The organism is Bacillus sp. AY3-1 (genome assembly GCF_008368785.1).
In the GTDB taxonomy this organism is placed as follows: domain Bacteria; phylum Bacillota; class Bacilli; order Bacillales; family Bacillaceae_G; genus Bacillus_A; species Bacillus_A wiedmannii.
This window is the reverse complement of record NZ_QORZ01000009.1, coordinates 317,911-336,426: the sequence shown is the minus strand read 5'-3', so window position 1 is coordinate 336,426 and position 18,516 is coordinate 317,911. Positions and strand designations below refer to the sequence as shown.

The window sequence follows — 18,516 nt, the reverse complement described above, 5'->3', positions numbered from 1 at the left end:
TTGAGGAAGTGAACCGCCCGTTAGAACGGGTTATATAAATAGAAGGAGGCGTTATAATGGAAGCGAATATTAATACGCAAGATGTAGGTTCGAAAAAGCCATCATTATTAGGGATGATTACATCTCCAGGTGAACAGTTTGAGAGAATGAAGACTAATAATGCAGTTTGGGGTGCGTTTTGGATACTTTCTTTACTATCAGGGATTACTGGAGGTATTAGTACTTATGTATATTCTTTAACACCTGAATCAATTAAGCTCAATCAAGAATTAGGGGTTAATGTTACACCTGTGATGACTTTCGGTGCTGGTTTTGTATTTGGTGTTCTCGGTATGATAATAGGTTTCTTCATTAGTGCTGCTGTATATAAAGTGTTAATGATGTTAATGAGTAATGATACTTCTTATAAGAAATTATTAACGATTACTGTATATTCAAGCATTATTTCATTACTTGGCGTATTAATAAATGCAGTTTTAGCACTTATTCTAGGTGGTTCAGGGAAAGAATTTTACACTGGTTTAGGACCAATTTTCGCTTCAAGCGGCGGTGCTGTAAAAGGTATTGCAAATAGCATTGAAGTATTTACAATTTGGGGATTTGTGATTACATGGTTAGGTCTTCAAATTACAGCTGGTTTAAGCAAAAAGAAAGCAACGATTCTTATGGTTATTTTCTTCATCTTAACGATTGGCTTTGGTGCGCTAAGAGGACTAGTGCAATAATCTTGATATTTCATGTCGCTAGAAAGAAATGCAGCAATTATAAAAGTAATTGCTGCATTTTTGTTATAAGGAGTAGATACATATGTTTAAGAAATTATTAGCAAATTTTTTGTTCATGTTAGTTTTATTATTGTTAGCTGTAGAATATATGCCGAATAAGAATCCTTATATATTTGTTGGTGTTATAAGCTGTATTTTAGCTACAGGTCTATATGCAATCGATAGATCTTTCAAACGTATACTTACAGAATAGTATAAGTCGAAAATGTATAAACAAGAGGTTCCTTCTTATGTATAGAAGGAACCTTTTTTTATTTTTACCCTTATTTCAAATACGACCAACAGAATTTCAAATTCTACTTCATGTAATTTCAAATTTCAGCGGTAGTATTTGAAATTACTCGCAGTGAAATCACTTCTTTATTTTTATATTGTGGAGGTACCGGCGGAATAACAAAGAGGTATACCTTTTAGAAGTGGGTACTGTGTGAAACCAGCAACTTTCAAAGAGGCGGTTGTTTTGTATGAAGGTATGATTGTAAATCAAATAAAGAAGTTGGGTATTTACCAAGATCATGAAGAGTATTATCAATGTGGTTTAATTGGTCTTTGGTATGCGTATGAAAGATTTGATGCGGAGAAAGGAAGTTTCCCAGCATATGCAGCTGTAACGGTACGTGGTTATATATTAGAAAGATTGAAGAAAGAGTTTGCAGTGCAAGAAAAGTGTGTATGTGTAGGAGAGTATGAGGATATCTTCCATTTTGAAGATATTGGAATAAAAGCGAAGGATTTTATGAGTGTATTAGATGAGAAGGAGAAGTATATTATTTTTGAACGATTTTTTGTAGGAAAAACGATGGGAGAAATCGCTAACGAGATGGAAATGACCTATTATCAAGTGAGGTGGATGTATCGGCAAGCACTTGAGAAAATGCGAAATAGCTTAAGAGGGTAAATATTATCATAAGAATGGAAGGCAAGGAATATTGCTTTCCATTCTACTTATTATGTTAGGGTAGTAAATGTAATAAGAGGCTTTTAAATTGTAGTGAATCTTGCATGTTCATACGTGATAATACGTATCCAGCTTTTAATAATTGTTGTTTTAATCTATGGGGACTGATATGTATGGTTGTAGTTGTGCCATTTGAAAAATGAATGTTAGCTTTTTTACTCTTTTTGAAAAACTCTATGTCATCTATATGGTTATAAAACAGCCATATACAGTTTGGAGAAGAAGGAGATTCTGTTGGGAAAGCACAAATATATTCTCGATGATTAATTGGAATTGGGACATTTTGTTTGAAATGAAAGTTTGTTTGGACTGCTTTCCGTCTACCTTGATAAGTAGAGTGAACATTGGTTAGACAAGATTGTTTGATGAGCTGGAGAGCAGTTTGACAGGAGTAAAGATGGTTCCCGCTACTTTCGATAATCTTTGTTTGATAATAAGGGTGCTTGTAAGGCTCTAGCATCATTGTTGAATTAGAAATAATAATATCATTTTCTTCATTCATAAATTTGATTCCTCCCTTATAAATGATAGTAATACCAAATATAATTATATACGAATTAAGTAAATTAATTATTAATATTCTGTTTCATATTGTAAATTTTGACTATTCGTTTACAATCAATAGATGTTAGTCTTTCTAATTTGCATCGCTTGTACATATATATGAAAATAGAAAAGAGTAGGCGGTGAGATAGTATGAAGAAAAAGTATATTATTATGGCTCTAGTTGTCGTGCTTCTAGTATATTTAGCAAATAGTAATCCGAGTAAAGGTGAATATACAGACTGGGCAGCGAAGCAGTTTATGAAACGTAATGATGTAAGTAAGAAGCTAGACGAAGTTCAAAAAGAAAATGAAGAGGGTCTCCTTGGCGATTTAGCATCGGCTGGTAAGAAGTTGGCGAAAAAATATGTTGAGCCACAAGTTGGATTATTAATTGAGAATTATACAAAGCGAAATGATTATATTTTCTTCTCAACATATACGACCGAGTTTGATATAGGCGGAGAACACTATAAATATGTATGCGTCGGTTTTTCAAAAATCTTTATTCCGATTGAAATGCCGAAGAAAAAAGACGAATCTGCAAAATGATGCAGATTCGTCTTTTTGTTTATAAGTTAATTGGAACTTCAGATACATTCTTTTCTACGAGACGGGCTCCTTTTTTTCTGGTATTTTCATTAATTGATGAAAATACAGATGAGGCAAGGATGGTATCCATTACTTGATTTACGACTTGTGCATCGACGGGTGTGATAGGTTTTTCGATAGAAAAGACAACTGTTTTTCCATCTTCTTTCGCAAAAATTAATTCTAGTACTTGCATACTTTATTTCCTCCTTTTTATTTATCGTGTTATATGCGGGTAGGGTGATCGGTTTAATCAGCGGGGGATGCCCGCCACTGATTAAAGTTCCACCTTATAGGGTAGAAAGATCTGATGTGCTAACAAGTTGTATAGCGTGAAGCGGTGATGCTTGTAAAGAAGCAAGAGCACGTGCTACGTTTTGTACTTGCTCTAAGTTTGCGTTTGTTTTAACACGCTTAAATTGTTTTTGCTTAAAAGCTGTTTTTCCGTTCTTATCTAATCCACTGTTTAAGACAAGACGTAAAGTTAAGTCCGTTACGATTGTTTCGACTGCCATGTTTATCACCCCCTTTCACTTTATAAATAGGCTGCAAATGTCATGTTTTGGCGTGAAATTTATTCTTTTTTTTGGTACGCTTAAAAGACTAAGAGAGGGGTTTCGGAAGAATGAATCGTAAATGGTTATTTTGGATTCCTGTTTTACTATGGATGGGGTTGATTTTCTATTCCTCGGCACAACCATATAAAAAGCAGGATATGCGTTCGGATATTGAACAATATGTAAATGTTGAGTTTGTGGAAGAGCATTTTTCGTGGGTATCTATCGATTATGGTGGTGGTACACCTGTTAGCATTGCAAATAAAGGTGTAGGCGGATTTATTGAGTTTTTCCTTCGTAAAGGTGCTCATTTTATGGTGTTCTTTATGCTCGGTTCATTGACGTATTATGCTTTTCATCGATCGGGTTATTCGAGAAAAAGGTGCTTCCTATACGCTCTTCTATTCGTTGCAGGATATGCAACATTTGATGAAATTCATCAATGGACTACGGGAGATCGTACACCGATGTGGCAAGATTCATTACTGGATACGTGCGGCGGATTAACAGGAATTATAATAAGCAATTGGTTTTGGAGTAGAAAAAGGAGCTAATCTTTTGAGATTAGCTCCTTTTGTTTATACACCAAGTAATTCTTTTAGTTCATCTGTAGATAGTTCGGTCATCCAACTATCGGTTGTAATGACGGCATTGTTTAAGGATTGTTTTCTTTCTAACATTTCATCAATTTTCTCTTCGAGTGTCCCCGTTGTAATAAGTTTATGAACGTGAACGAAGCGTTTTTGACCAATACGATATGCGCGGTCTGTTGCTTGGTTTTCTACAGCTGGATTCCACCAACGGTCGTAGTGAATGACATGGTTGGCAGCGGTTAAGTTTAAGCCAGTTCCACCTGCTTTTAACGATAAGATGAAAATGTCATACGTTCCGTTTTGGAACTGCTCGATCATTTTGTCACGTTCCTTCTTCGGTACACTACCGTTTAAGAAGAGGACGCGCTGACCGAAATGTTCTTCTAACACATTTTTTAGCATGTTCCCCATACCGATGTATTGTGTGAAGATTAAACAACTTTCATTTTGATCTTTTATATTTTCAATTAGTTCCATTAGCGTGCTCGTTTTCATGGAACGTTCGATGATGTCTTTTGGTTCTGTTTCTTTTAAATAAAGAGCAGGATGGTTACAAATTTGTTTAAGTTTGTTCAGCATGAGTAATATAAATCCGCGTCTTTCAATCCCACTTAATCCTTCTACATTTTGCAATGTATCTTGAACAAGTTGTTCATATAAGGAAGCTTGTTCACCAGTAAGTGGACAGTACGCTTTCTGTTCTTGTTTATCAGGCAAGTTTAATGCGACGGTTTGATCTTTCTTCGTACGACGCAGTAAAAACGGCGAGATAAAACGTTGAACTTGTTGGATTTTTCCTTCGTCACGGTCCTTTTCAATTGGTGAGACGAAGCGGCGCTGGAATTGTCCTAAGCTGCCGAGATATCCATGATTAATGAAGTCAAAAATAGACCAAAGCTCGGCAAGTCGGTTTTCCATCGGTGTACCGGTTAAAGCGATTTTGTGATTTGCTGGCAAGTTTCGTACTGCTTTCGACTGTTTCGTATGTGGGTTTTTAATATTTTGTGCTTCATCCAAAATAACAGCATCCCAGCATAACGTACTAAGTTCTTCTTCATCAAGCTGAGCTAATGCATAAGATGTTAATACGACATCTGCTGATTGAAGGAAGTCTTTAAATGATTCGCCTTTCGCTCGGTTACTTCCATAATGTAACTGAACACGTAAATTTGGTGCGAAACGCTCAAATTCTTTTTGCCAATTTCCAAGAACAGATGTCGGTGCCACGATTAAAGCAGGGCCTGTTTGGAGGTTGTTCTCTTTTATATATAGTAAGTAAGTGATCGTTTGAATGCTTTTTCCAAGTCCCATGTCGTCAGCTAATAATGCTCCGAATCCAAGCGTTCTTAAATATAATAACCACTCAATGCCATGTTGTTGATACGGACGGAGTGTTGCGTTTAGTGCAGAAGGGACATCTACTTTTGGAATATCTCCAATGTGCAATAGTTTTTGGAATAGCTCTTCATAATATCCATCTAGCTCGATTTCAATATCGGTAAATGGACTATCTTCTTCTACAATTTCTGTTTCAGCAGTGTTTGATAAATGTTGCTGAAGGACATCTTTCATTTCTAGTCCATATTTATCGGCACGGTTCATAAGCTTTCGTACTTCTTCAATAAAGGCTGGATCCAGTCTCATCCATTGACCATTTATATTGAATAACCGTTTGTTTTGTTCAACGAGTTCGAAAAATTCGCTTTCGGATAAATCAATGCCGTTCGTTGAAATGCGCCAGTCAAAGTTAACGAGTGTATTCATGCCGAAGAAAGATTGCGTTTGCGTAGCATTTTGCTTCAGTTGCACACGTAATTTTGGTTTTGTCGCTTTTAAATTTTGCCACCAGGATGGCAGTAAAATCGTAATACCTGCAGCGAGTAATTCGTTACTTGCTTCTGTTAAGAAGTTCCACGCTTCTGTTTCAAAGAGCTCACTTCGGAATGTATCGCCTTCTTTTAACCACGGTACGAGCTTACTGAATCCTTCTTGTGTTTCAAGAATACGTTCTTCATAATCGTGCCATCGTTTTGGCAAAGAATCGATACTTTCATATACATATATGCGATGTGCCCCGCGCTTTGGTGTAACAATTGTCTCAAGCTTCCACATTTCAAACTCTTCTTGCGGCTCTTGTAGCCGTAGTCCGATTGTAAAGGGAAGGTCATCTTCAATGTAACCAATTTTTCGAAGCCAATCTTCTTCATGTAGTGCTGCATCCAATTGTCTTTTCGTAAAGTCGTAATGTTCATAAAGTCTCTTGGCATCTTCCCATCCATCGTTTGAACGGTTATCTTGTAATATGCTTTCATTTACCGCGGCCGAGAAAAGAGATGCCAATGTGTCATCTTCGATTGGGGTATTTTGCACTTTCCAAGATGGTTGCTGAGACCAACGCTCCATATCAGGTACGAAGCTACCGCTTGTGAAGGCATCCCATAATTCGTTCGCATCTTTCGTAAGTGCTGTAATAGGGCCATTCATTTGAATATGGGCAAAGGAGTTCATCGGCTTATTAGCGATGTATTCAAATGCTTGTGCGTTTGTTAGCATAACACCTTGTTTTCCTTCAAAGGTCGCTTCTTTTAGAAACGTGCCGTAGAAGGAAGTGGAGTGCCACGTAAATGCATTTCGTTTCCAACTTGTTACGGATAATGGAGTACCGCTGTCATTTTCTCCCCAAAGGAACCAACCTTGACTAACGTGCTGGAGCCTAATTGTTACTTCAGTTTGATTGATCATCGATTAATTTTCCTTTCCGTAATTCCTCTTGTAGTGCACGCAGACGTGAATGTAAGTTTGCGATGTGAATAATGAAAGCATCCCATTCATCAGTGCGCTTTAATCGTTTATATAATGTACGTAATTTCTTTAAGTAACGAACTGCACGTCTATATGATTTGCGGTTTCGCTCTTCAATGGCCTCGGTAGCAGCAAGGTGATAAAGAGGAAGGGCTGCTTCTGGTGCTTCCTTTTCAATATCTTTCAGCGGCTCTTTCAAAAGTTCAATTGCTTCAAACCCATGTAAGAGCTGAAGTTCTGCCCATGTACGATATTGCTTTTTCGCGAGTACGTATTGCTCATAGTTTGCAAAACTATATGGTAGTAGCTCTTGCAAAATCATTTCGAGTCCGGCTTGTTCATTTGTATGGGTTGCATACGTTTCATACATGATGACAAATAAGCGAACGATATCTTTTATGAAAATCGTATTTTCGTGCTCATGTATCGTTTTCTTCACTTGTTTATACGTAAAGGAAAGCCAGTTTTTCGCACGATCCCACTGCATTGTATTTAATAGCTCTTCTAACCAATAGAAGTACAGACTTACAACAGAAGCAGGCTGTTTTTTTAGTAAGTCCATCGCTAATAGGTCTTCGTCATTTAAAAAGAGTAGGTGAGAAGATGCTAATGCTTTGGAAAGTGGATTGATTTTCGTATCCATTCGCTTTTCTTCTTCTTGCAGTTTCTCTTTATTGTGTAAGAGTTCACTCCATATGTGACGATAAATAAAAAATCTTTCTTGCGTATAGGCATCGGTGGAGAAGAATACTTCGTGAACGAGACGAGCTGTTTCTTGCAAAATTGCTTCAGACTCTGAAGGAATCGCTTCTGATTGTAAGTCCCGAACGATGGATTCCACTTTATCTACAAATAAGCGAACGACGTTAACAGGCTGGTGATAAGAATACGTTTTATTTGCTTCGAAGTCCTGAATTTCTTCTAATAATTTTTGAAAGCAATAAAGCGCTGCGTGTAGCCTGAACAACTCATGTATCGCAACGATACGCGGAGCTTTCCGCTCGAGTTTCGTATAGAAGTCTGTAAAAATACTCATAAGAAAATACATTTGTTTATAAGTAAGCCGAGCTTGTTCTTTTTTAAATGATTCATATTCGTTGTCAAAATACGATTGCCAACTTTTATAATCCGTTTCTTCAAACGCTGATGATTGCAATACTTGTCTTGCAGTTCGAATAGGAGGAAGGGAAGGTTTCGTATTATTTTTAAATAAAGTTAATACATCTCCTACTTGCCCGAAACTAGATGCTGCAGATAGTAAAACAGCGAGCATATGCTCACATTGCGTTGGTGCAAAGCAATCGCAATAGCTTTCAGCGACGTTACGAATCGGGATATGGACGCTATATACGCTGCCTGCAGCATCTACAGTTCCTGATAGCGTATAACCATCAAAGTCAACGTTGTAGACAACACCACTACGATATAGGTGCCGAGCTGTAGCGACATGTTCCTGATCAGCTGTTTGCTGTGGATCTAGTCCTTGAACGAACTCATTCGCAATCATCATAATTTCATCTTTCGTAATTGAGTGTTGCAGCATAATATTCCTCCGTACACATATTTCTTTCCTTTACCATTATAAACAAAAAATGCTCAAAACAGAAAAAATGAAATTTGGATTATCATATTGCAACTGTGAATGGAGATGGAAAGGTGTTTTTCAATATTTTTGAACGGCATCTTTTTTGTAGTTTACTTCTCTTGTCAATCTTTGTCGGTAAATCGATATTTCGTGTCGAACCGTTAATATATTTTTCTCTACTCTTGTTTACGAAGGGAAAATAAAAAGGATATCACTTAGCCGAAAAAATCTGACGAGGTGATATCCTTTTTTACAATTATGAGCGCGTTTCCTTTAATATCGCTTGCACATATGGATCATGTAATATTTGTTCTATAATTGGTAACATGTTTTGTTCGAATGGAATATCGATAGGAAATGGCTTTTGTGAGCCGGGTTTGATTCCATATTGGACAATTTTGTAATGTGTATTTTCTTCAAAGCTGAGCACAATTAATTTATATCGATTGTCATCGCCAGCGAGTGAAAAGTCAATGGAAGTAGCGTCGTATGTTACTTCATCTTTATATATATACGGTTTTGGTGTACCGATCCAGTCTACTGTTGCTTGTACATTCATGAACATAACCTCCTTATAGTTATTATAAAAAAATAAAAGCCAGCTCTCAACAAAGAGAACCGGCTTTAGCAGTCATTGGTTATTTTAAAATTTTCACTTTAACAGTTTTGCGTCCCCATTTTTGAGCAGCGCTATCTGATCCAAGTAGAATGTCGATACGGTTACCTTTAATTGCACCGCCAGTATCTCCAGCGATAGCTTCTCCGTAACCTTCAACCCATACTTTAGATCCTAATGGAATTACTTTCGGGTCAACAGCGATCATTTTCATGTTTGGGTTCGCTGTTAAGTCATGACCCATTGCAGTTAATACACGGCCACCGTATGTGCCACCGTTTTCGCTTGGGTGAGCTGTATATGCTGTAGCTACAACTGTTAACTCACGACCATTAGAAGGTTCGCTAGTCTCAGCAGCTTTCACAGCAGGCTTAGCAGCTGGTTTTGCTTGTGCTGCAGGTGCTTGCGCTTTAGCTGGTGCTACAGTTTTAGCAGGAGCAGGTTGTTCTTGTTTCTCGATAACAGGTGCTGTACCTGTTAAGAAAGGAACGTGAACATAAGCTGTTTTCCCGTTATATTCAAATTGTAACCACTCATTTTGTACTTGGTTCGTTGTTTCGATCATATCGTCTTTCTTCAACGTTCCAAGAATTTCTGAGTTTGTGTTCGCTTCAGCACGTACGTTTAATACGTTAGCTGTTACGTAGTAGATGCTTTTTGTAAACTCTGTACTTACGAATGCGTCTTTACCATCTAAAGTGATTTTTGACCATCCGTTCTCTGTATTTTGAACATCTATTTTATTCCCGTTTAGTAATTTACCGACAACTTTTGATTCCGTAGTAGGGTTTTCGCGTACATTTAGTACGTCTGTTGTTACAACAGTTTCTGCATTAGCAGATGATGTGAAAATCCCAAGACCAAAAACTGCTGCTGTTGCTATTCCAATTAATTTTTTCATGATAGCCTCCATTGCGTTTGTTTTCGTGTCCTCATTATAGCAACAGATTTTTTCGGATTTGAGGAAAACACACAATTACAAACCATTCGTAATCAGTCGTTAACATCCTGTAATATAGCAAAAAATATAAGAAAGCGGTTTTCATTCTATATGATTAGTAGGTTTCTACTTATATTCAAAATATTTAATACAACATATTGTTTTCGGCGTAAATAAAAATATTACAGGAGCATTACATAATGTTTACTAAACAGTTACATTCCTTGAGTATTTTACCGTTTTATGGGTAATATAGTTATATAAACATAAACATTTCGTTTGTGAAACTATAAACACGTGCTATATACTAGCAAAAAAACCGCATAATTGTTACAAACAGAAAGGGTTGCAAGGAAGAAAAATACCCTTTTTTACATCTGTAACACATCCTTTTTTGGGAAAACACATTCCCATCCGCATTTTTCTCGCACAATTTGACAGCAGTATTTCGATCTTATAGCTCTTGCAGAGTAAAAGATTATACGGAAGGTAAGGCTGTCCATAAGAATTCTAGTTGGTGAAGGTGAAAGTAAGAAAATCACCGTAAAATTATAGTTTTCTATCCGATTTTACATATCGGAATTTATGTTATTTACAAAAGTGAAACCTACGAAGGGGGATTTGATGAGGAAACTGACAAAAACATTCATCGTTTCATTAACATTATGTATTGCATTTACAATTTGGGGGATTATTCCCGAATCTATTATCGGAAAAGGTAGCTTAGGAAATGTAACAACCGCAATTCAAACTGCATTAGTTAGTAAGTTTGGATGGTTCTATATTATTTCTGTTTCTATTATTTTAGTTGTGTCTATCTTTTTAATTGTTTCGAAATACGGTTCTATTCGTTTAGGTAAAGATGATGATGAACCTGATTATAGTTATATGACATGGTTTGCTATGCTATTTAGCGCTGGTATGGGTATCGGTTTAGTTTTCTGGGGCGTTGCTGAACCATTAAACCATTTGTACGCACCTCCGTTTGGAGAAGGTGCAACTGAGGAAAGTGCGCGTCTTGCATTACGTTTTTCATTTTTCCATTGGGGATTACATCCGTGGGGACTATATGCATTTGTAGCGCTGTGTATTGCTTACTTTACTTTTAGAAAAGGAAAAGCAAGTACGATTAGTGCGACAGTAGGTCCGTTATTCAAAGGCGGGGAACATGGACGTATTGCTCATTCATTTGATGTGTTAGCTGTTTTCGCAACTGTGTTTGGTGTCGCAACATCATTAGGTCTTGGTGCGAAACAAATTGCTGGTGGTGTTAGTTATTTAACATCTATCCCGAATTCATTAACGACTCAGTTAGTCATTATTGCAATCGTAACAGTGTTATTTATGTTATCTGCACAGACAGGGCTTGATAAAGGAATTAAATATTTAAGTAATACGAATATTATTTTGGCGTTTGCACTTATGATCATTGTATTATTTGCGGGTCCAACAAACTTTATTATGAATTACTTCACTTCAACAATCGGTTCTTATATTCAAGAATTGCCAAGTATGAGTTTCCGTTTAAGTCCATTAGATGAAGGCGGAAATCAATGGATTCAATCGTGGACAATTTTCTATTGGGCATGGTGGATTGCATGGTCACCATTCGTAGGTACGTTTATTGCTCGTGTTTCAAGAGGACGTACGATTCGTGAGTTTGTTATTGGTGTGTTACTCGTACCGACCGTAATTGGTGCGCTTTGGTTCTCTGTTTTCGGCGGGACTGGTATTCATATGGAGCTGTTTGGTGATGCACATATCTTTGAAAAAGTGAAAGAGATGGGAACAGAAGTAGGATTATTTGCTATGTTCGATCAGATGGGAAGCTTTGGATCAGCCTTATCAGTATTAGGTATTCTACTTATTGCAACATTCTTCATTACATCAGCAGATTCTGCGACATTTGTTTTAGGAATGTTAACGACACATGGTAGTTTAAATCCGCCGAACCGCATTAAAATGATTTGGGGTATCGTTTTAGCAGCGATAGCTTCTACTTTATTATATGTTGGTGGATTAGAAGCACTGCAAACGGCAGCTATTATTGCGGCATTCCCATTCGTCTTCGTTATCTTCTTTATGATGGCGGCATTATTTAAAGAGTTACAAAAAGAAGGACGTATGAAGCGTCATTAATAATAGAAGGAAAAAGAGCTGATTATATATCAGCTCTTTTTTATATAGAAGGAATTTTAACTGCAAGTCAGGGAAATAAAATACTTTACTATGTAAGTAGTATGCCTTTTATGCGAAGATAAATCGATAAATTTCGACAATGTTCGATATCTTGCGGATTCTATTTGTATTTTTGACAAAAAATTGTCGGAAATGTGTTGTCACGTTTATGTATATGTGCTATATTATTTCCTGTAAGCGATTTCAAATAGTTTTAAAGCGCATTCAAGGGGGACATCTAGAATAATGAAACGTTACGAAAGAAAGTGGAAGCATATTTGTTTGAAACGTGTGGCACATCGTAGTGTCCAAGAAAGCACGGAACCTAAGACTGAAACGCGCAAAGAACAGCAAGAGAAGCAATTGGTTCTACAAAAATAGCAATCACTTTTTCGTATATAAATGAAGGTCAATCGTTCGTTGGGGGATGGACGTGAAATTACTTTCAGCTAAGGGGTATTGTCTGATATATATAATTTATACGGCAATAAATCAGCACAGAGCATACGGCGCTCTGTGCTGATTTTTATTTTGTAAATAAAAATCAGTGGGAGAACTCCCACTGATTAAAGTTTTACTTTTCTTTTTTGAATCGAACTGTTTTATCCCAGCCAATGACTTGTTTCTTGCTCTTTGCACGTAAGTATAAAATTAAGCTGCGAATGAATAAGTACGTAAAGAGCTGTGCGTACGTAAAGTACATGATAACACTAATAAAAATATTAGTTGGTGTAAAGGTTCGCTCCACACTCTGGGCACTAAATAATTGAGAAACATATGTAATATATGCGACATACCACATAAATAGTAGCGGAATGCTATATTGAATTTGGAATATCCCGAGTACCCCAATTACAAACCAAACGTTCGAGATGATTAAGAATAGCCAAAATACAACATACACTAAAACTTGTTGTAAGGAATGGACGAGAAGTTTTCCTTTAAAGAAACTTAAGGAAGAAAACATTTTTTCTAAAATGTACAAGTTCCCTTGGAGCCAACGTGTACGCTGCTTAATAAGGATTTTTAAATGCTCAGGTTCTTGTTCCCATGTAATCGATTCTGGAACGATCGGTAAGAGATAGCCTTTTTGTGTAATTCGTAATGTTAATTCAGCGTCTTCTGCAATTGCATACGGGTCATAACCGCCAAGCTCTTCTAATGCAGAGCGGCGAAGAAGCATGTTTGTTCCTGTTAGTGAACCTGTTTGGAATAGTAACCAGCGTCCGGATTGCATAAGGAGCTGGAAGATTTGAAATTCTAATGAAATCATTCGTGTTAGCCAGTTTCTGTTTTCATTTACAGTACGAACGTGACCAACAGCTCCAACAGCATCCTCGGTTGTTTCAGCGTGTTCTACAAGCATTCGCAGTGCATGTGGTTCAGGCTGGTTATCTGCATCATACACACAGAAGTATTCACCATCTGAAATACTAAGACCATAGTTTAATACACGCGATTTCCCTTTTGGTTCACCCGCCGGAACACGAATGTGACGAATATGAGCATAAGCTTTGTCAAAATCGTCACCAATTTCAGGTGTCTCATCTTGAGAGTTATCGTTTAATAAATAAACAGTTAGTTTACCTGGATATTCAATCTTTGCCATCGCCTCTAAAGTATCTTTAATAACGACCCCTTCATTGTGGGCTGGTATTAAAATGTCGACGCTTGGATAATGTTCTAGCGTACGATCTTTTCGTTTACTATTTCGGTGAACTAAACCTGCGAGTGTTAAGAAAGAATAGTAAACAAGTAAGGCAGAGAATAGAAAGGCTGTAAAGATAAGTATATACTTAATCGAAAATGTGATACTAATCCAAAAAACGAGTACGCAAAACAGAAGGAATAAAAGCAGTATAACGAGTGTCATCATAATAACGTCTTTCCTTTGTTCCCAATTTGTTCGCGTGAAATTTGTATATCTTGGATCGCTTCAGCAGCAAGCCATTGCTCCATTTTTGGCTTTAGACGGCTCATTACAATGTCAGCACCGGCTTCATTTGTGTTTTGTAATAAAATAACTAGCTTATTATTATCGTATTCAGCAGCAAGATCAAAGTCATCTCTTATCGTTTCAACTAATAATGAAGCTACACGGTTCATAACACTTTCCTTTGTATATTTACTAAAGGAATTGAAATCAAAGTAAATAATAACACCTGTTTCATTACGACGATTCATTGCAGTGATTAATAATGCTTGTCGTCTTTCGAATTCTTGTCTTGTTAATAATTTTGATTCTCCAATGTATTGTTCTAATATTCTCACACGTTCGGTTAATTCTTTATTTTCATGAATAACCTTCTTTAATAAATGAGTGGAGATATATACGATGAAGAAGTTTGCTGCCATTAGGAAGTGAGTAATAATGTATTCCCATTGTTCTGATGTACTCCATAAGTAAAGCCATGCTTGGTAGAACAGATAGAATACCGAAGTAATGGTTCCTAATATAAAAAGAACAAATGCGGTTTTATCAGTTAATAATAGAAATAGTACATTAACAATTACATATATAATTGTAAAAATGAGAGCATGCTCATATTGCGTTACATGTACAGTTGTAAAATAAAATAAAATTTGTAAAATCCACATAGAGAGGACTTTATAGAAATTATTTTTCACAAAACTTTCCTCCTTAAAGGTAATTCATGCAAGGATACTTGTAGTATGCGCAATTATTAAGAAATAGACCGGATGACTAGGTTATTTTGGAGAGCAACAACAAGTAGTATCTCTCTTTTGCAAGAAAAAATAAACAGACTTACTAATTATTGTATCATAATGTTCTTATATTTAAGCATAAAGTATTTAATATATACCAAAAAAATATACAACATATAATAAAAAGCCCCCTCTTTAGAAAGAGGAGACTTTGCGTCATTTTATAGGAACATCATACCTGCAACTGCTGCATTTAAGAAGTTTGCTAATGTACCAGCGATAACTGCTTTAATCCCTAACTGTGCAATTTGTTTACGGCGAGTAGGAGCTAACGTTCCTGTTACACCTAATTGAATTGCGATAGAAGAGAAGTTTGCGAATCCACAGATTGCGAATGTTAAAATTAAGTTTGTTTTTGCAGAGAACTCTGCCATGTGTGGTCCTAAGTTTGCGTATGCAACGAATTCGTTGATTGCAAGTTTTTGACCGATAAAGCTTGCTGCTTGTATAGCTTCACCAGGAGAAACACCGATTAAGATAGCAAATGGTGATAGTAAGTAACCGAAGATTAAATCAAGGCTAAGTTTAATATCAAACCAAGAACCAACCCATCCTAATAAGCCATTTAATAAAGCGATTAATGCGATGAAAGCCATTAACATTGCTGCTACGTTAATAACAAGTTGCATACCTTCAGATGCACCACGTGCTGCTGCGTCAATAACGTTTGCATCTTCACGTTCTGTAGAAAGTTCAACGTTATTATCTACTGTTTCTGTTTCTGGCATAATTAGTTTCGCGATTAATAAACTTGATGGAGCTGCCATAATTGCTGCTGCTAATAAGTGTTCTAACGGAATACCCATTGCTGCATAGCCGACAAGAACTGATCCGGCAACGGCTGTCATACCGCTTACCATAATAGTGAAAAATTCACTATTTGTTAAACGTGCTAAGTAAGGTTTGATTAAGATTGGAGCTTCAGTTTGTCCTAAAAATACGGTTGTTACTGAGTTTAAACTTTCTGCTTTAGAAGTTCCAAGAAGTTTACTTAATGCACCACCAACGACACTAACAAATTTCTGCATAATACCGAAATGATATAAGATTGCAACTAATGAACTAATAAATACGATTGGAAGTAGTGCTTGAATGAAGAAAACAAATCCCCAAGGGCCCTTTGCGTTGACTAAATCCCCAGTAACGAACTTAATTCCCTCGTAAGAAAAATTAATTAATCCTTGAACACCATCCGCAGCGTGTTTTAAACCTGCTTTTCCGGCATCCCATCGTAATACGATAAATGAAAATGACATTTGTAATGCTAGCGCGATTAAAATTGTGCGCCAATTAATAGCTTTGCGGTTGGAAGATAGTAAGAAAGCGATTGCTAATACTCCAATCACGCCGCCAATTCCCCATAAAAGATTCATGCAGTGTATGCTCCTTCCTCATAGTAAAAAAAGTGTATAAACCAGTTGTCTATACGTTTACGAATATAACATCTTAAGTAACTTATCATAATGGACATCGGAGGTCAAACGTCTAACGAAAAGTTTAAATAAAAAGAAAATTCTTTAAAAAAACACATATAAAATGATTAGACATGAAATAGGTTATGTTTTTTATGTAAAAATATACATTATGATAACGTTATGGAGTGTTTTTGTAGAATATAGTGTATGAAATAGGGAAATAGATACATTATTTTTTCGGGGATAAAGGTGACATATATTAAAAAGAGCCTTCTAGTAATCTAGAAGGCTCTAAAATATAACTTAAGGTGCTTTCGTATAACCTAAGAAGTGCTTACTCCAATAAGAATTGCTTAATGAAGCGATTGCGACACCTTTATCTCCGGCTTGGATAAATGATCCGCCTCCAAGGTAAATACCCATATGAGAAGGACCTGCTTTATAAGTATCTTTGAAATAAATTAAGTCACCTGGTTGTGGATTTGAAGTTTGTGGTAGGCTACCCCAATATCCTGCAACACTTTGACGACTAATGTTATGACCAAATTTCTTAAATACGTGGTAGATGTAACCACTGCAGTCAACACCAGTAGCAGAAGTACCGCCCCAAACGTACGGTACGCCTTGCATTCCTTTTGCATATGCAAGTATGGAAGAACTGTCGCCGCTATTATTACCTGTATTGTTATTGTTATTATTGTTATTTTGGTTGTTGTTAGGCTTATTATCTACTGCGCCACCAACTGGTGTTTTAGAAAGGTAACGTGTTCCGATGTAACCAGTTTGACCGTTGTAGTTAATTTTGCTCCATCCAGAGTTTTCAGAGATTACTTGAACCTTCTGTCCTTGTGGAAGTGCCCCTATGATTCTATAATTTGTACCTTCGCCGCTACGTACGTTTAAGGCAGAAGCATTAATGTAGTAGTTGCCAATTGCACCTTGATCAGGTTGTTTTGGCTGTTCAGGAGTAGCAGTGCCACCTTTAACGAATTTTACAAACTCGCTACTAACGAAACCTGTTTTTCCTTGATAGTTTACTTTAAACCAACCGTTTTCAGATCCAACTACGTTTAATGTAGTCCCATTTAACACGCCACCAATTACACTATGGTAAGCAGCAGGGCCTGTACGAACGCGTAGAGATGTTGCGTTAACAACGTAAGTACCACCAGTTTGAACGGTTACATTATTATTTTGTTCTTGTTTGTTACCTTGTGTAACGTTGTCGCTAGAACCGCCTTTTGTTACGTAGTCTTTGCTTACGTAAGCAGCTTGTCCAGCGTAATTGATTTTGAACCAATCTTGAACTTCACCAACAACTTGTACGACTTGTCCTTTTGTAACAGACCCTACAGTTGTGTGAGAAGTGCTAGGACCTGTACGAACACGAAGGGAAGATACATTTACTGTATAGTTTCCGCTTGCTGGTTTTACAGATTCTTGGTTGTTATTATTCGTATTGTTGTTTGAAGAACCTGCATTAGAAGAAACACCAGATACGAATTCGCCACTTACATAGCCAACTTGTCCATTATGGTTGATTTTCACCCAACCATTTTCTTGACCAATTACGTTTAATGCTTGTCCTTCATATACACGTCCTGAAACAGAACTAGAAGTGTTAGGAGCAGTACGTACACGTAATACATCAGCAGTAACTTTATTTTTTCCACCTGTTGTACTTACATTGGAATTGCTTGCACCATTTTTTGATACAAATTCACCGCTAACAAAGCCTGTTTTTCCATTAATGTTAATTTTGAACCAACCATTTTCTTCGCCAATCACGTTTAGTGATTGACCGTTATAAACGCGAGAGATGATGTCGTGAGAAGTACTTGATCCTGCACGAACATGTAATACGCTAGCGTTTACCGTATAAGATGAGCTGTTTGATGCAGAAGCTTGGACAGTTGTAGCAGCTTTTTGTGTATTTTGTTCAGGGGCAGCTTGAACACTATCAAGTGTAGGTGCTGCTCCTCCTGCTACAGACACTGCCGCAAGACCGGCAAGGTATTTTTTCATAATTTGTCGATTCCTTTCTGTCTGTAATGTAGTTAAGAAATATTTACCAACTGTTAAAAATTCTAAAGAGCATGTCGATTACTGTCAAGACTTATGCGGGAATCTGAATATGACAAAAAGATTACAAGAAAAAATCAAGGTATAAATTATACCTTGATTTCCATTTAAATACATATATTGAATATAGAAAGGTTAGAGATT

Annotated in this window: 16 protein-coding genes; 5 read left to right on the top strand and 11 right to left on the bottom strand. The window is 36.7% G+C overall.

Translation table 11 applies throughout. The annotated features are described in order from the left end of the window. Positions 1 to 56 precede the first annotated feature (56 nt). Positions 57 to 725, top strand: a complete 669-nt coding sequence (yknW, locus tag DN389_RS07025; RefSeq protein ID WP_149236952.1) for a YknW family membrane protein — start codon at positions 57 to 59, stop codon at positions 723 to 725. A gap of 487 nt (positions 726 to 1,212) precedes the next feature. Continuing rightward, positions 1,213 to 1,683 (top strand): sigma-70 family RNA polymerase sigma factor, encoded by a 471-nt coding sequence (locus DN389_RS07020; protein WP_149236951.1) that lies wholly within the window; start codon positions 1,213 to 1,215, stop codon positions 1,681 to 1,683. A gap of 55 nt (positions 1,684 to 1,738) precedes the next feature. Here DN389_RS07020 and DN389_RS07015 read toward each other — a convergent pair whose 3' ends face one another. Further along, positions 1,739 to 2,245, bottom strand: coding sequence for a competence protein ComK (locus DN389_RS07015; RefSeq protein WP_060488005.1), 507 nt, complete (start codon positions 2,243 to 2,245; stop codon positions 1,739 to 1,741). Positions 2,246 to 2,439: 194 nt separating this feature from the next. On the opposite strand from DN389_RS07015, the gene DN389_RS07010 reads away from it, so the two are divergent. Next, complete coding sequence (locus DN389_RS07010; protein ID WP_000731403.1) at positions 2,440 to 2,838, top strand: DUF4359 domain-containing protein; 399 nt, start codon at positions 2,440 to 2,442, stop codon at positions 2,836 to 2,838. Positions 2,839 to 2,857: 19 nt separating this feature from the next. On the opposite strand, the gene DN389_RS07005 is transcribed toward DN389_RS07010, so the two are convergent. Both DN389_RS07005 and DN389_RS07000 read right to left on the bottom strand, forming a co-directional pair. Continuing rightward, the gene (locus tag DN389_RS07005; protein WP_001197599.1) at positions 2,858 to 3,073 is read right to left on the bottom strand and encodes a DUF2922 domain-containing protein; all 216 of its coding nucleotides are present in this window, start codon (positions 3,071 to 3,073) and stop codon (positions 2,858 to 2,860) included. A gap of 94 nt (positions 3,074 to 3,167) precedes the next feature. Next, positions 3,168 to 3,392, bottom strand: coding sequence for a DUF1659 domain-containing protein (locus tag DN389_RS07000; RefSeq protein ID WP_000257711.1), 225 nt, complete (start codon positions 3,390 to 3,392; stop codon positions 3,168 to 3,170). A 110-nt stretch (positions 3,393 to 3,502) separates the two neighbouring features. Here DN389_RS07000 and DN389_RS06995 point away from each other — a divergent pair, with 110 nt between their 5' ends. After that, positions 3,503 to 3,988: a VanZ family protein gene (locus tag DN389_RS06995; protein ID WP_001080700.1), complete on the top strand. Its 486-nt coding sequence runs from the start codon at positions 3,503 to 3,505 to the stop codon at positions 3,986 to 3,988. A 24-nt stretch (positions 3,989 to 4,012) separates the two neighbouring features. Here the strand turns inward: DN389_RS06995 and DN389_RS06990 are convergent, their stop codons facing one another. From DN389_RS06990 to DN389_RS06975, 4 genes are all read right to left on the bottom strand, one after another. Then, the gene (locus tag DN389_RS06990) at positions 4,013 to 6,769 is read right to left on the bottom strand and encodes a DEAD/DEAH box helicase (RefSeq protein WP_000610133.1); all 2,757 of its coding nucleotides are present in this window, start codon (positions 6,767 to 6,769) and stop codon (positions 4,013 to 4,015) included. Next, positions 6,753 to 8,372 (bottom strand): SWIM zinc finger family protein, encoded by a 1,620-nt coding sequence (locus tag DN389_RS06985; protein WP_149236950.1) that lies wholly within the window; start codon positions 8,370 to 8,372, stop codon positions 6,753 to 6,755. Before DN389_RS06985 ends, DN389_RS06990 begins: the two co-directional genes overlap by 17 nt. A 298-nt stretch (positions 8,373 to 8,670) precedes the next feature. Continuing rightward, on the bottom strand, positions 8,671 to 8,973 hold the full coding sequence (locus DN389_RS06980) for a DUF3910 family protein (RefSeq protein WP_097859009.1): 303 nt from the start codon (positions 8,971 to 8,973) through the stop codon (positions 8,671 to 8,673). A gap of 79 nt (positions 8,974 to 9,052) precedes the next feature. Continuing rightward, positions 9,053 to 9,931, bottom strand: coding sequence for a cell wall-binding protein EntA (locus DN389_RS06975; RefSeq protein WP_000733337.1), 879 nt, complete (start codon positions 9,929 to 9,931; stop codon positions 9,053 to 9,055). 663 nt (positions 9,932 to 10,594) lie between these two features. On the opposite strand from DN389_RS06975, the gene opuD reads away from it, so the two are divergent. Further along, positions 10,595 to 12,109, top strand: coding sequence for a glycine betaine transporter OpuD (opuD, locus tag DN389_RS06965; RefSeq protein ID WP_141554995.1), 1,515 nt, complete (start codon positions 10,595 to 10,597; stop codon positions 12,107 to 12,109). Positions 12,110 to 12,722: 613 nt separating this feature from the next. Here opuD and DN389_RS06960 read toward each other — a convergent pair. The 4 genes from DN389_RS06960 to DN389_RS06945 form a co-directional block, all read right to left on the bottom strand. Next, positions 12,723 to 14,024 (bottom strand): glycosyltransferase family 2 protein, encoded by a 1,302-nt coding sequence (locus DN389_RS06960; protein WP_098082128.1) that lies wholly within the window; start codon positions 14,022 to 14,024, stop codon positions 12,723 to 12,725. Then, complete coding sequence (locus tag DN389_RS06955; protein WP_098802163.1) at positions 14,021 to 14,776, bottom strand: GGDEF domain-containing protein; 756 nt, start codon at positions 14,774 to 14,776, stop codon at positions 14,021 to 14,023. Before DN389_RS06955 ends, DN389_RS06960 begins: the two co-directional genes overlap by 4 nt. A 260-nt stretch (positions 14,777 to 15,036) precedes the next feature. Then, complete coding sequence (locus DN389_RS06950; RefSeq protein WP_149236949.1) at positions 15,037 to 16,248, bottom strand: NupC/NupG family nucleoside CNT transporter; 1,212 nt, start codon at positions 16,246 to 16,248, stop codon at positions 15,037 to 15,039. A 345-nt stretch (positions 16,249 to 16,593) separates the two neighbouring features. Then, entirely contained in the window at positions 16,594 to 18,315 is a 1,722-nt protein-coding gene (locus DN389_RS06945; RefSeq protein WP_149236948.1) for a C40 family peptidase, read from the bottom strand. Positions 18,316 to 18,516 lie beyond the last annotated feature (201 nt).

Excerpts from the sequence above, each read along its gene's own strand:
- DN389_RS07015 (WP_060488005.1), bottom strand. The coding sequence starts at position 2,245 with ATGAATGAAGAAAATGATATTATTATTTCTAATTCAACAATGATGCTA.
- yknW (WP_149236952.1), top strand. The coding sequence starts at position 57 with ATGGAAGCGAATATTAATACGCAAGATGTAGGTTCGAAAAAGCCATCA.
- DN389_RS07010 (WP_000731403.1), top strand. The coding sequence starts at position 2,440 with ATGAAGAAAAAGTATATTATTATGGCTCTAGTTGTCGTGCTTCTAGTA.
- DN389_RS06960 (WP_098082128.1), bottom strand. The coding sequence starts at position 14,024 with ATGATGACACTCGTTATACTGCTTTTATTCCTTCTGTTTTGCGTACTC.
- DN389_RS06975 (WP_000733337.1), bottom strand. The coding sequence starts at position 9,931 with ATGAAAAAATTAATTGGAATAGCAACAGCAGCAGTTTTTGGTCTTGGG.
- DN389_RS06945 (WP_149236948.1), bottom strand. The coding sequence starts at position 18,315 with ATGAAAAAATACCTTGCCGGTCTTGCGGCAGTGTCTGTAGCAGGAGGA.
- DN389_RS06980 (WP_097859009.1), bottom strand. The coding sequence starts at position 8,973 with ATGAATGTACAAGCAACAGTAGACTGGATCGGTACACCAAAACCGTAT.
- DN389_RS07000 (WP_000257711.1), bottom strand. The coding sequence starts at position 3,392 with ATGGCAGTCGAAACAATCGTAACGGACTTAACTTTACGTCTTGTCTTA.
- DN389_RS06990 (WP_000610133.1), bottom strand. The coding sequence starts at position 6,769 with ATGATCAATCAAACTGAAGTAACAATTAGGCTCCAGCACGTTAGTCAA.
- DN389_RS06950 (WP_149236949.1), bottom strand. The coding sequence starts at position 16,248 with ATGAATCTTTTATGGGGAATTGGCGGCGTGATTGGAGTATTAGCAATC.
- DN389_RS07005 (WP_001197599.1), bottom strand. The coding sequence starts at position 3,073 with ATGCAAGTACTAGAATTAATTTTTGCGAAAGAAGATGGAAAAACAGTT.
- opuD (WP_141554995.1), top strand. The coding sequence starts at position 10,595 with ATGAGGAAACTGACAAAAACATTCATCGTTTCATTAACATTATGTATT.
- DN389_RS06995 (WP_001080700.1), top strand. The coding sequence starts at position 3,503 with ATGAATCGTAAATGGTTATTTTGGATTCCTGTTTTACTATGGATGGGG.
- DN389_RS06985 (WP_149236950.1), bottom strand. The coding sequence starts at position 8,372 with ATGCTGCAACACTCAATTACGAAAGATGAAATTATGATGATTGCGAAT.